10 protein-coding genes are annotated in these 12,447 nt (G+C 74.1%); 9 read left to right on the top strand and 1 reads right to left on the bottom strand.

What is annotated here, in order from left to right:
* Positions 1-1,428: a pyruvate kinase gene (gene pyk, locus GC157_08395; GenBank protein ID MBI1377485.1), complete on the top strand. Its 1,428-nt coding sequence runs from the start codon at positions 1-3 to the stop codon at positions 1,426-1,428.
* Positions 1,429-1,491: 63 nt separating this feature from the next.
* Here pyk and GC157_08390 read toward each other — a convergent pair whose 3' ends face one another.
* The gene (locus tag GC157_08390) at positions 1,492-1,980 is read right to left on the bottom strand and encodes a helix-turn-helix domain-containing protein (GenBank protein ID MBI1377484.1); all 489 of its coding nucleotides are present in this window, start codon (positions 1,978-1,980) and stop codon (positions 1,492-1,494) included.
* A gap of 436 nt (positions 1,981-2,416) precedes the next feature.
* Here GC157_08390 and pyrR point away from each other — a divergent pair, with 436 nt between their 5' ends.
* Genes pyrR through pyrF form a run of 8 tightly spaced genes read left to right on the top strand, consistent with a single transcriptional unit; the run spans position 2,417 to position 12,442 of the window.
* Entirely contained in the window at positions 2,417-3,004 is a 588-nt protein-coding gene (gene pyrR / locus GC157_08385) for a bifunctional pyr operon transcriptional regulator/uracil phosphoribosyltransferase PyrR (GenBank protein MBI1377483.1), read from the top strand.
* Positions 3,001-3,993 carry an aspartate carbamoyltransferase catalytic subunit gene (locus tag GC157_08380; GenBank protein ID MBI1377482.1) on the top strand — a complete coding sequence of 331 codons (993 nt, stop codon included), beginning with the start codon at positions 3,001-3,003 and terminating at the stop codon, positions 3,991-3,993. The genes pyrR and GC157_08380 overlap by 4 nt, the downstream gene beginning before the upstream one ends.
* Before the next feature lies 1 nt (position 3,994).
* Complete coding sequence (locus tag GC157_08375; GenBank protein MBI1377481.1) at positions 3,995-5,305, top strand: dihydroorotase; 1,311 nt, start codon at positions 3,995-3,997, stop codon at positions 5,303-5,305.
* Complete coding sequence (gene carA / locus GC157_08370) at positions 5,302-6,444, top strand: glutamine-hydrolyzing carbamoyl-phosphate synthase small subunit (GenBank protein MBI1377480.1); 1,143 nt, start codon at positions 5,302-5,304, stop codon at positions 6,442-6,444. Before GC157_08375 ends, carA begins: the two co-directional genes overlap by 4 nt.
* Positions 6,431-9,796: a carbamoyl-phosphate synthase large subunit gene (gene carB, locus GC157_08365; protein ID MBI1377479.1), complete on the top strand. Its 3,366-nt coding sequence runs from the start codon at positions 6,431-6,433 to the stop codon at positions 9,794-9,796. The genes carA and carB overlap by 14 nt, the downstream gene beginning before the upstream one ends.
* Positions 9,793-10,668 carry a dihydroorotate dehydrogenase electron transfer subunit gene (locus tag GC157_08360; GenBank protein ID MBI1377478.1) on the top strand — a complete coding sequence of 292 codons (876 nt, stop codon included), beginning with the start codon at positions 9,793-9,795 and terminating at the stop codon, positions 10,666-10,668. The genes carB and GC157_08360 overlap by 4 nt, the downstream gene beginning before the upstream one ends.
* Before the next feature lie 50 nt (positions 10,669-10,718).
* The gene (locus tag GC157_08355) at positions 10,719-11,741 is read left to right on the top strand and encodes a dihydroorotate dehydrogenase (protein ID MBI1377477.1); all 1,023 of its coding nucleotides are present in this window, start codon (positions 10,719-10,721) and stop codon (positions 11,739-11,741) included.
* The gene (gene pyrF, locus GC157_08350) at positions 11,738-12,442 is read left to right on the top strand and encodes an orotidine-5'-phosphate decarboxylase (protein ID MBI1377476.1); all 705 of its coding nucleotides are present in this window, start codon (positions 11,738-11,740) and stop codon (positions 12,440-12,442) included. The genes GC157_08355 and pyrF overlap by 4 nt, the downstream gene beginning before the upstream one ends.
* Positions 12,443-12,447 lie beyond the last annotated feature (5 nt).

Genomic DNA, 12,447 nt, shown 5'->3' with positions numbered 1-12,447 from the left:
GTGCGCCGCGCCAAGATCGTCTGCACCCTCGGCCCTGCTGTCGCGAGCCAGGAGGGGATCGAGTCCCTCGTCGAGGCGGGCATGGACGTCGCCCGCATGAACCTCTCGCACGGCGCCTACGCCGACCACGAGCGGATCTACGAGTGGGTCCGCCAGGCCGGCGACTCCGCCGGCCGCGGGATCGGCATCCTCGTCGACCTCCAGGGCCCCAAGATCCGCCTCGGCACCTTCGCCTCCGGCCCCGTCGTCCTCGACCGCGGCGCGACGTTCTCGATCACCACCGAGGACGTCGAGGGCGACTCCACCATCTGCTCGACGACCTACTCCGGGCTGCCCGGCGACGTGCACCCCGGCGACTCGATCCTCATCGACGACGGCAAGGTGGCGCTCGAGGCCGTCGAGGTGTCCGAGACCACCGTGGTCACCCGCGTGGTCGAGGGCGGCCGGGTGAGCGACCACAAGGGCATCAACCTGCCGGGGGTCGCGGTCAGCGTGCCGGCGATGTCCGAGAAGGACGTCGCCGACCTGCGCTGGGCGCTGCGCCTCGGCGTGGACATGATCGCGCTGTCGTTCGTGCGCCGGGCCGACGACCTGCTCGACGTCGTGCGGATCATGGACGACGAGGGCGTGCGCCTGCCGGTGCTGGCGAAGATCGAGAAGCCGCAGGCCGTCGAGAACCTCGAGTCGATCATCGACGCCTTCGACGGGATCATGGTCGCCCGAGGCGACCTCGGCGTGGAGCTGCCGCTCGAGCAGGTGCCCCTCGTGCAGAAGCGCGCGATCACGCTGGCGCGCCGCCGGGCCAAGCCCGTCATCGTGGCCACGCAGATGCTCGAGACCATGGTGTCGATGACCCGGCCGACCCGCGCCGAGGCCAGCGACGTCGCCAACGCCGTCCTCGACGGCGCCGACGCGCTCATGCTCTCCGGCGAGACCTCGGTGGGCGCCCACCCCGCGCACGTGGTGAGCACCATGGCGCGCATCATCGAGCAGGTCGAGGGCGAGGCGCTCGACCAGCTGCCCGAGATCGAGGACCGCAACGACTCCACGTCGCGCGCGATCACGCGCGCGGCGGTGACCGTGGGCCAGGACGTCGGGGCCTCGGCGGTCATCGCCTTCACCGAGACCGGCCGCTCCGCCCGGCTCGTCGCGCGCTACCGGCCGGACATCTCGCTGCTGGCGTTCACGCCCAACCCCCGGGTGCGCAGCCAGCTGGCCCTGTGCTGGGGGGTCGAGACGTTCCTGGTGCCCAAGGCGAGCAGCACCGACGAGATGGTGCGCCTCGTGGACGCCTCGCTCCAGGAGATCGGCCGCGCCTCCGTGGGCGAGCTGATCGTGGTCATCGCCGGCGTCCCCCCGGGCGTGCCCGGCACCACCAACGGCATGCGCGTGCACCGGATGGGCACCTCGGTCCCCAGCGGCGTGTAGCGCGCGACGAGGGCCCCCGACCGCAGCGGTCGGGGGCCCTCGTGGTGCGGGTGCCGGTGCCCGTCAGTCCAGGGCCCGGCGCGCCTCGGGGTTGAGCACGCCCCAGGCGATGAGCTGGTCGGCCAGCTGGCTGGGCGGCTCGTCGTAGATGACGGCGAGGGTGCGCAGGTCGTCCTGGCGGATCGAGAGCACCCGGCCGTTGTAGTCGCCGCGCTGGGCCTGGATCGCGGCCGCGTAGCGGGCCAGCGGGCCGGCCTTCTCGGCGGGCACCTGGCCGAGGCGCTCGAGGTCGATGACGAGGCGCTGGGGCGGCTCGGCGGCGGCCGCGGGCGAGGAGTCGGGCAGCAGCTCGGAGACCGGGACGGTGTAGAAGTCCGCGAGCTCGGCGAGCTTCTGCACGGTCACCGCGCGGTCGCCGCGCTCGTAGGAGCCCACCACGACCGCCTTCCAGCGGCCCTGCGAGCGCTCCTCGACGCCGTGCAACGAGAGCCCCTGCTGCTGGCGGATCGCGCGCAGCCGCGCCCCGAGCGCTCGCGCGTAGTCGCTGGCCATGTGGGTCCTTCCGTCCGGTGCGTGCTCGACGCGCCGCTGCCTGCCCGGGTCGGCTGGCGCCCCCCGGCACGGGGTCGACGCGCCGGCGGCGTGTCGGCGGGTCGCGGCCCGTGCTCTCAGTGTCACAGGTGATGTTACGGAGCGTGACCCTCCGTTCGCACTCGGACCGCCTGGTCCGTTCGGATGATCCTCCGGCGGGGCCGCGGCGGGCACCGGGCGTCACGATCCGTGTCGGGTGGCCGACGGTGACCGCGCCGGGCGAGCGGCGCTCGGCCGGACGGCTGCCCGGCCGGCGCCGGACGGCCGGGCGGGGTCCGGCGGGTCGCGGCGCGCGGGGCCGGGCCCCCCGCGGCCGGGGCCCGGCGGTCGGGGGTAGGGTCGGTCCGACCGAGCTCCTTTAAGTCCGTCCCGTGAGGCGGGGAAGGGGGTCGCCGAGATGTCCGGTGCCCGGAATCCTGACGACATGCGCACCGTGCTCGACGGTGCCGAGATCGGCCGCGCGCTCACCCGCGTGGCCCACGAGATCCTCGAGCGCGCCAAGGGCGCCGACGATCTCGTCCTGCTGGGGATCCCCACGCGCGGCGTGTTCCTCGCCCGCCGGATCGCCGAGCGCATCCGCGAGATCGAGGGCCGCGACGTCGCCGTCGGCTCCCTCGACGTCACCATGTACCGCGACGACCTGCGCCGCGCCCCCGCGCGGGCGCTGCTGCCCACCGAGATCCCGGCGTCGGGCATCGACGACAAGGTCGTGGTGCTCGTCGACGACGTCCTCTACAGCGGGCGTACCATCCGCGCCGCACTCGACGCCATGAACGACATCGGGCGCCCGCGCGCCGTGCGGCTGGCGGTGCTGGTCGACCGCGGCCACCGCGAGCTGCCCATCCGCGCCGACCACGTCGGCAAGAACATCCCCACGGCGCACGCGGAGACCGTCCACGTCCGGCTGGTCGAGCACGACGGCGAGGACGCCGTGCTCATCAGCGGCACGGGCGACGCCGGCGCCCCGACGGAGGAGGAGCGGTGAAGCGACACCTGCTCTCGGCGGCCGACCTGGACCACGACGACGCCCTGCTCGTGCTCGACACCGCGGCCGAGCTCGCCTCGCTGACCGACCGCGCGGTCAAGAAGCTGCCCACGCTGCGCGGGCGCACGGTGGTCAACCTCTTCTTCGAGGACTCCACCCGCACCCGCATCTCGTTCGAGGCCGCCGCCAAGCGGCTCTCCGCCGACGTCATCAACTTCTCGGCCAAGGGCTCGAGCGTGTCCAAGGGCGAGAGCCTCAAGGACACGGCGCTGACCCTCGAGGCGATGGGGGCGGACGCCGTGGTCATCCGCCACGGGTCGAGCGGCGCGCCGCACCGGCTGGCGACCTCCGGCTGGATCGGCGGCTCGGTGGTCAACGCCGGCGACGGCACCCACGAGCACCCCACCCAGGCGCTGCTGGACGCGTTCACGATGCGCCGCCACCTCGCCGGCGGCGTCGGGGACCTGTCCGGGCGCCGGGTCACCATCGTCGGGGACGTGCTGCACAGCCGCGTCGCCCGCAGCAACGTGCTCCTGCTCGCCACCCTCGGCGCCGAGGTGACGCTGGTGGCGCCGCCCACGCTGCTGCCGGTGGGCGTGGAGACCTGGCCGTGCGATGTCTCCTACGACCTCGACGCCCACCTCGCCAAGGCCGACGCCGTCATGATGCTGCGGGTGCAGCGCGAGCGCATGAACGCCGCGTTCTTCCCCAGCGCCCGGGAGTACAGCCGCCGCTACGGCCTCGACACCCGCCGCATGGCGCAGCTGCCCGAGCACGCCATCGTCATGCACCCCGGCCCGATGAACCGCGGCATGGAGATCGCCGCCGAGGTCGCCGACGCGCCCCGCTCGGTGATCGTCGAGCAGGTGTCCAACGGCGTCAGCGTCCGGATGGCCGTGCTCTACCTGCTGCTCGGGGGCGCGCAGCTCGGCTCGCCCGCCGCGGCGGCCGATCCCGCGGATCCCGCCGACACCGCCGTGGAGGCCTGAGATGACCGCACAGACCTACGTCGTGCGCCGGGCCTCGGTGCTCGGCGCCGAGAGTCGCGACCTCGTCCTGCGCGACGGCGTGATCGCCGAGATCACCGCGCCGGGGGCGGCGGCCGCCGACGGCGCGGTGGAGGTGGACGCCGACGGGCTCGTGGCTCTGCCCGGCCTGGTCGACCTGCACACGCACCTGCGCGAGCCCGGCCGCGAGGACGCCGAGACCGTCGAGACCGGCACCCGGGCGGCGGCGGCCGGCGGCTTCACCGCGGTGTTCGCCATGGCCAACACCGACCCGGTCGCCGACACCGCCGGCGTCGTCGAGCAGGTGCTGCGGCTCGGCCACGAGGCCGGGCACGCGGACGTGCAGCCCGTCGGCGCCGTCACGATCGGCCTCGGCGGCCAGCAGCTCGCCGAGCTCGGCGCCATGGCCACCAGCGCCGCGCAGGTCCGCGTCTTCAGCGACGACGGCAAGTGCGTGCACGACGCGGTCATCATGCGACGGGCGCTGGAGTACGTGAAGGCGTTCGGCGGCGTCGTCGCGCAGCACGCGCAGGAGCCGCGGCTCACCGAGGACGCGCAGATGAACGAGGGCGCGCTGTCCGGAGTGCTCGGCCTGCGCGGCTGGCCGGCGGTGGCCGAGGAGGCGATCGTGGCCCGCGACGTCCTGCTCGCCGAGCACGTCGGGTCGCGGCTGCACGTCTGCCACCTGTCCACGGCGGGCTCGGTCGAGATCGTGCGGGCGGCGAAGGCGCGCGGCGTCGACGTCACCGCCGAGGTGACCCCCCACCACCTGCTGCTCACCGAGGACCTCGTCGCCTCCTACGACCCCGTCTTCAAGGTGAACCCGCCGCTGCGGTCCAAGGCCGACGTCGAGGCGCTGCGCGCGGCGCTGGCCGACGGCACCATCGACGTCGTCGCGACCGACCACGCGCCGCACCCGGTCGAGGACAAGGACTGCGAGTGGTCCGCCGCCGCCATGGGCATGGTCGGGCTGGAGACGGCGCTCGGCGTCGTCGCGGAGACGATGGTCGCCACGGGCCTGCTCGACTGGGCCGGCGTGGCCGACCGGATGTCCGCGGCACCGGCGCGCATCGGCCGGCTCGCCGGCCACGGCCGGCCGATCGCCGTCGGCGAGCCCGCCAACCTCGTGCTGCTCGACCCGGCGCGACCACGCGTCGTCGACCCGGCGGGCCTGCACAGCCGCAGCCGCAACACGCCCTACGCGGGACGCACGCTGCCGGTCACGGTGGTCGCCACGTTCCTGCGCGGGCGGCCCACCTACCTCGACGCCGCGGTGCAGGAGGTGCCGGCATGAGCGTGCTGACCTCCGCCGCGCCCGCCGTGCTCGTGCTCGAGGACGGGCGCGTCTTCCGCGGGCAGGCCTACGGCGCCGTGGGCGAGACCTTCGGCGAGGCCGTGTTCACCACGGGGATGTCCGGCTACCAGGAGACCCTCACGGACCCCTCCTACCACCGGCAGGTCGTCGTCCAGACCTCGCCGCACATCGGCAACTACGGCGTCAACGACGACGACGCCGAGTCGCGCCGCATCTGGGTGTCGGGCTACGTCGTGCGCGACCCCTCCCGCACCGCCTCGAACTGGCGCGCCACGCGCACGCTCGACGACGAGCTCGTGGCGCAGGGCGTCGTGGGCATCAGCGGGGTCGACACGCGCGCGCTCACCCGGCACCTGCGCGAGCGGGGCGCCATGCGCGTCGGGGTGTTCAGCGGCGAGGCCGCCGCGCAGCCGGTCGAGGTCCTGCTCGAGCGGGTGCTCGCCAGCCCGCCCATGCTCGGCGCGGCGCTCGCCGACGAGGTGAGCCTCGAGTCCGACGAGGTCGTGCCGGCCGTGGGGGAGCGGCGGTTCACCGTCGCCGCGGTGGACCTCGGCATCAAGGGCGCCACCCCGCGGCACATGGCCGCGCGCGGCATCGAGGTGCACGTCGTCCCGTCGACCATCAGTCCGCAGCGACTGCTCGAGGTGGGCGTCGACGGCGTCTTCTTCAGCAACGGCCCGGGCGACCCGGCCACCGCGGACCACGCCGTGGAGCTGGTGCGGGCCGCGCTCGACGCGCGGCGGCCGGTGTTCGGCATCTGCTTCGGCAACCAGGTGCTCGGCCGGGCGCTGGGCTTCGGCACGTACAAGCTGCGCTACGGGCACCGCGGCATCAACGTCCCCGTCCTCGACCGCGTCACCGGCCGCGTGGAGATCACCGCGCAGAACCACGGCTTCGCCGTCGACGCACCCACGGACCGCGCGAGCGAGACGCCGTACGGCCGGGTCGAGGTGAGCCACGTGTGCCTCAACGACGACGTGGTCGAGGGCCTGCGGTGCCTCGACGTGCCCGCCTTCTCGGTGCAGTACCACCCGGAGGCGGCGGCGGGCCCGCACGACTCGGCCTACCTCTTCGACCGCTTCGTCGAGCTGATGGAGGCCACCCGTGCCGAGGCGTGACGACCTGCGCAGCGTGATGGTGATCGGCTCCGGGCCGATCGTGATCGGGCAGGCGTGCGAGTTCGACTACTCCGGCACCCAGGCGTGCCGGGTGCTCAAGGCCGAGGGGCTGCGCGTGGTGCTGGTCAACAGCAACCCCGCGACGATCATGACCGACCCCGAGTTCGCCGACGCCACCTACGTCGAGCCCATCACGCCCGAGTACGTCGAGAAGATCATCGCCAAGGAGCGGCCGGACGCGCTGCTGGCCACGCTCGGCGGCCAGACGGCGCTCAACTGCGCCATGGCGCTGCACGCGGCCGGCGTGCTCGAGCGCTACGGCGTCGAGCTCATCGGCGCCAACGTCGAGGCGATCGAGGCGGGGGAGAACCGCGAGCGGTTCAAGGAGATCGTCGCCGAGATCGACGCGGCCGGGCTGGCGGCCGAGTCGGCGCGCAGCGCCGTGTGCCACTCGATGGAGGACTGCCTGTCCGCGGTCGAGTGGCTCGGGTACCCCGTCGTGGTGCGCCCGTCGTTCACGATGGGCGGCGCCGGGTCGGGCATCGCCTACGACGAGGCCGACCTGCACCGCATCGCGGGCTCCGGCCTGCAGGCCTCGCCCACCACCGAGGTGCTCCTCGAGGAGTCGATCATCGGCTGGAAGGAGTACGAGCTCGAGCTGATGCGCGACCGGAACGACAACGTCGTGGTCATCTGCTCGATCGAGAACGTCGACCCGATGGGCGTGCACACCGGCGACTCCATCACGGTCGCGCCCGCGATGACGCTGACCGACCGCGAGTACCAGCACCTGCGCGACGTCGGCATCGCGGTGATCCGGGCCGTCGGCGTCGACACCGGCGGCTGCAACATCCAGTTCGCGGTCAACCCCGACGACGGACGCATGGTCGTCATCGAGATGAACCCGCGGGTGTCGCGCTCCTCGGCGCTGGCCTCGAAGGCGACCGGGTTCCCGATCGCGAAGATCGCGGCCAAGCTCGCCGTCGGCTACACGCTCGACGAGATCCCCAACGACATCACGCGGGAGACCCCGGCGAGCTTCGAGCCGGCCCTCGACTACGTCGTGGTCAAGGTGCCGCGCTTCGCGTTCGAGAAGTTCCCCCAGGCCGACCCCACCCTCACCACGACGATGAAGAGCGTCGGGGAGGCCATGGCGATCGGGCGCAGCTTCACCGAGGCGCTCCAGAAGGCGCTGCGCTCGGTCGAGCGGCGCGAGGCGCCGTTCGCGTGGACCGGCTCGAAGGACGACGTCGACGTGGCCGGGCTGCTCGAGCAGGTGCGGGTGCCGCGCGACGGGCGCATGCGCCTGGTGCAGCAGGCCTTGTGGGCCGGCGCCACGGTCGAGCAGGTGCACGAGTCCACCAACATCGACCCGTGGTTCCTCGACCAGGTGGCGCTGCTCAACGAGATCGGCGACGCGCTGCGCGAGGCGCCCGAGCTCACGCCGGACCTGCTGCGCCTCGCCAAGCGGCACGGGTTCTCCGACGCGCAGATCGGCGCGGTCCGCGGGCTGCCCGAGGCCGTCGTGCGCGGGGTCCGCCACGCCCTGGGCATCCGGCCGGTCTTCAAGACCGTCGATACCTGCGCCGCCGAGTTCGCCGCGCGCACGCCGTACCACTACAGCTCCTACGACGAGGAGTCCGAGGTGGAGCCGCGGGAGACCCCGGCGGTGATCATCCTCGGCAGCGGGCCCAACCGGATCGGCCAGGGCATCGAGTTCGACTACTCGTGCGTGCACGCGAGCCTCACGCTGCGCGACGCCGGCTACGAGACCGTCATGGTCAACTGCAACCCGGAGACCGTCTCGACGGACTACGACACCTCGAGCCGGCTGTACTTCGAGCCGCTGACCCTCGAGGACGTCCTCGAGGTCTACCACGCGGAGCTCGCCGTGGGACCCGTCGCCGGCGTCGTCGTGCAGCTCGGCGGCCAGACACCCCTCGGGCTCGCGCAGCCGCTCAAGGACGCGGGCGTGCCGGTGGTGGGCACCAGCCCCGAGGCGATCCACCTCGCGGAGGAGCGCGGCGCCTTCGGCCGCGTGCTCGCGGCGGCCGGGCTGCCGGCCCCCGCGCACGGGCTGGCGACGAGCTTCGAGGAGGCCGCCGAGGTCGCCGACCGCATCGGCTACCCGGTGCTCGTGCGGCCGTCGTACGTGCTCGGCGGCCGCGGCATGGAGATCGTCTACGACGAGGAGATGCTCGGCGACTACATCGAGCGCGCGACCGCGGTCAGCCCCGAGCACCCGGTGCTCGTCGACCGGTTCCTCGACGACGCCGTGGAGATCGACGTCGACGCCCTCTACGACGGCCACGAGCTCTACCTCGCCGGCGTGATGGAGCACATCGAGGAGGCCGGCATCCACTCCGGCGACTCCGCGTGCGCGCTGCCGCCGATCACGTTGGGGCACAACGACATCGAGCGCATCCGGCGATCCACGGAGGCCATCGCCTCGGGTGTCGGCGTGCGCGGTCTGCTCAACGTCCAGTTCGCCCTCGCGGGCGACATCCTCTACGTGCTCGAGGCCAACCCGCGGGCCTCGCGCACCGTCCCGTTCGTCGCCAAGGCCACCGCGGTGCCGCTGGCCCGCGCGGCGGCCCGGGTCACGATGGGCGCCACGATCGCCGAGCTGCGCGCGGAGGGCCTGCTGCCCGCCTCCGGCGACGGCGGCACCCTGCCCATCGGTGCCCCGATCGCGGTGAAGGAGGCCGTGCTGCCCTTCGGGCGCTTCCACGGCGTCGACACCGTGCTCGGCCCGGAGATGCGGTCCACGGGCGAGGTGATGGGCTTCGACTCGGTGTTCGGGACCGCCTTCGCCAAGTCGCAGACCGCCGCGTACTCGTCCGGGCTGCCCGTCACCGGGCGCGCCTTCGTGTCGGTGGCCAACCGCGACAAGCGCTCGATGGTGTTCCCGGTGAAGCGGCTGGCCGACCTCGGCTTCGAGATCCTGGCCACCGAGGGCACCGCGGAGGTGCTGCGCCGCAACGGGCTCAAGGCGACGGTGCTGCGCAAGCAGCACCACGGCCGCGGGGCCGCCGGCGAGCCCACCACCGTCGACGCGATCCTCGCCGGCGACATCGACCTCATCGTCAACACCCCTTACGGCGTGGGGTCCCGGCTCGACGGCTACGAGATCCGCACCGCCGCGGTCACCCGCGGCGTGCCCTGCATCACCACCGTGCAGGGCCTCGCGGCCACGGTCCAGGGGATCGAGGCGCTGCTCGCGGGGGAGATCGGCGTACGGTCCCTCCAGGAGTGGGCCGCCGACCTGACGGCCCTGCGCGCGGCCCAGACGGCGCGTGGTGAAGGATCGTCCGACGGGGGCGACTCGAACCAGGACGGGATCCACGCATGACGGTGCAGACCAGGGCCGGCGCGGTGCAGGTCACCGGCGAGGTGATCGGGCAGCGCCGGGCCGGCGACTACCACGTGCTGACCCTCACGGCGGCCGGCATCCCGGAGCTGGCCAGGCCCGGTCACTTCGTGGCGCTGTCCGTCGGCGGCCCGCACACCTCGATGCTGCTGCGGCGCGCGTTCTCGATCTACTCCGTGCAGAGCCGGGGCGTCTACGGCGGCACCCTCGAGATCGTCTTCGCCGCCCAGGGCAAGGGCACCGAGTGGCTCGCGCGCCTGCACCGCCACGACACCGTGGACATCGTGGGCCCGCTCGGCCGTCCCTTCGCCCTGCCCAAGGAACCCGTGTCGTGCGTGCTGGTGGCCGGCGGCTACGGCTCCGCGCCGATGTTCTCCCTCGCCGACGCGCTGCGCGCCCGGGGCTGCCGGGTCGACGTCGTGCTCGGCGCCTCCACCGAGTCCAAGCTGTTCGGCGTCCTGGACGCCAAGCGCATCGCCGCCTCGCTCACCCTCACCACTGATGACGGCTCGGTGGGCGAGCGGGGCCGCGTCACCGACGCGCTGCCCGCCGTGCTCCGGCGCACCGACGCCGACGTCGTCTACGCCTGCGGGCCGATGCCGATGCTCCAGGCGGTGGCGAAGGTGGCCGCCGACCATGGCGCGTACTCCCAGTGCGCGGTCGAGGAGTCGATGGCGTGCGGGATCGGCGTGTGCATGACCTGCGTGCTGCCGGTGGTCGGCGACGACGGCGTCACCCGCATGCTGCGCTCGTGCGTCGACGGTCCGGTGTTCCGGGGCGACCGGGTGCGCTGGGACGACGTCGGCACCATCCCCGAGGGCACCCTCGGCGGCCCCGTGAGCGGAGGGCACTGATGACCCGCGCGGTGATCACGCACGGACCGCGTCCCGACCAGGCCGCCGCCGTGCCCGACGTCGACATGACCACCCGGCTCGGCGCGCTCGAGCTGCCTTCGCCCGTGCTCACGGCGTCCGGGTGCGCCGCCGCCGGGCGCGAGCTCGACCAGTTCTTCGACATCACCGAGATCGGCGCCGTCGTCACCAAGAGCATCATGCTCAACCCGCGGTCCGGTCGGCCCACGCCGCGCATGGCCGAGACGCCCAGCGGCATGCTCAACTCGATCGGCCTGCAGGGGCCGGGGATCGAGGCCTTCCTCGACAACGACCTGGAGTGGCTGCGGGCGCGGGGCGCGCGCACCGTCGTGTCGATCGCGGGCGGCTCGGTCGACGAGTACACCCGGCTGGCCTCCAAGCTCCGCCACGTCAGCGAAGTCGCGGCCATCGAGGTCAACATCTCCTGCCCCAACGTCGAGGACCGCGGCCAGGTGTTCGCCTGCCGCGCCGGCTCCGCGGCCGACGTCGTGTCCGCGGTGCGCCGCAACACCAACCCGGGCGTGCCCGTGCTGGCGAAGCTCTCGCCCGACGTCACCGACATCGTCGAGATCGCGCAGGCCGTGGTGGACGCCGGGGCCGACGGCCTCTCGCTCATCAACACCCTGCTGGGCATGGTGATCGACACCGACACCCTGCGGCCCGCGCTCGCCGGCGTCACCGGCGGCCTGTCCGGGCCGGCGATCCGCCCGGTCGCGGTGCGCTGCGTCTACCAGGTGCACGCCGCCCTGCCCGACGTCCCGATCCTCGGGATGGGCGGCATCCGCACGGGCCTGGACGCGCTCGAGTTCGTCCTGGCCGGCGCCAGCGCGGTCAGCGTCGGCACGGTGACCTTCCACGACCCGAGCGCGCCGCTGCGCGTCGCCCGCGAGCTCGCCGTCGCCCTCGCCGAGCGCGGCTTCGGCTCGCTCGAGGAGGCCGTGGGCTTCGCCCACCGGGCGCCCGACCCCGAGCCCGCCTCCGGGGGCCCGGTGTCCGCCCACGGCGCGCCGGACGAGGACGCCGACGACACCGTGGCCGCGGGGGCGGAGGGATGACCGCCGCCCTGGCCCTGGCCCCCGTGGCGGTGGCGCTCGACGCGCCCGACCTCGCCACCGCCACGGCGTGGGCGGCCGCGGTCGGCCCGCACGTGTCCACCCTGAAGGTGGGGCTCGAGACCTACCTGCGCGACGGCGCGGACGCCGTGCACGCGGTGCGCGCCGCCTCGGGGGGCCGCGAGGTGTTCCTCGACCTCAAGCTGCACGACATCCCCAACACCGTCGCGGGCGCGTCGCGCTCGGTGGCCGGCCTTGCCCCGGACTACCTCACCGTGCACGCCTCCGGCGGTGCCGCCATGGTGCGGGCCGCCGTCGACGCGCTGCCCGGCACCCGCGTCGCTGCGGTGACGGTGCTCACCTCGCTGGACGCCGCGGCGCTGGCCTCGGTGGGCATCGCCGGGCCGCCGATCGACGCGGTGCGCCGCCTGGCGGTGCTGGCCGTCGGCGCCGGCGCCTCGGCCCTGGTCTGCTCCCCGCAGGAGGTCGCCGCCGTGCGGGCCGAGGTGGGCCCCGACGTCGTGCTCATCACCCCCGGCGTGCGCCCGCGCGGCGCGGACGCCGGCGACCAGGCCCGCGTGGCCACGCCCGAGCAGGCGCTCGCCGACGGCGCGGACCTGCTCGTCGTGGGGCGCCCCATCACCGGCGCCGCCGACGCCGGCGCAGCGGCCGCCGCCCTCGCCGAGTCGCTGCGGGCGCGCTGACGTGC

Source organism: Frankiales bacterium (genome assembly GCA_016125335.1).
In the GTDB taxonomy this organism is placed as follows: domain Bacteria; phylum Actinomycetota; class Actinomycetes; order S36-B12; family CAIYMF01; genus Longivirga.
Note: the sequence above shows the minus strand (reverse complement) of the source record. Positions and strands in the feature narration are given on the sequence as shown.

What these genes read in the sequence shown, in the direction of transcription:
- GC157_08390 (MBI1377484.1), bottom strand. Translation starts at nt 1,980, where the DNA reads ATGGCCAGCGACTACGCGCGAGCGCTCGGGGCGCGGCTGCGCGCGATC.
- pyrF (MBI1377476.1), top strand. Translation starts at nt 11,738, where the DNA reads ATGACCGCCGCCCTGGCCCTGGCCCCCGTGGCGGTGGCGCTCGACGCG.
- GC157_08375 (MBI1377481.1), top strand. Translation starts at nt 3,995, where the DNA reads ATGACCGCACAGACCTACGTCGTGCGCCGGGCCTCGGTGCTCGGCGCC.
- GC157_08360 (MBI1377478.1), top strand. Translation starts at nt 9,793, where the DNA reads ATGACGGTGCAGACCAGGGCCGGCGCGGTGCAGGTCACCGGCGAGGTG.
- pyrR (MBI1377483.1), top strand. Translation starts at nt 2,417, where the DNA reads ATGTCCGGTGCCCGGAATCCTGACGACATGCGCACCGTGCTCGACGGT.
- carA (MBI1377480.1), top strand. Translation starts at nt 5,302, where the DNA reads ATGAGCGTGCTGACCTCCGCCGCGCCCGCCGTGCTCGTGCTCGAGGAC.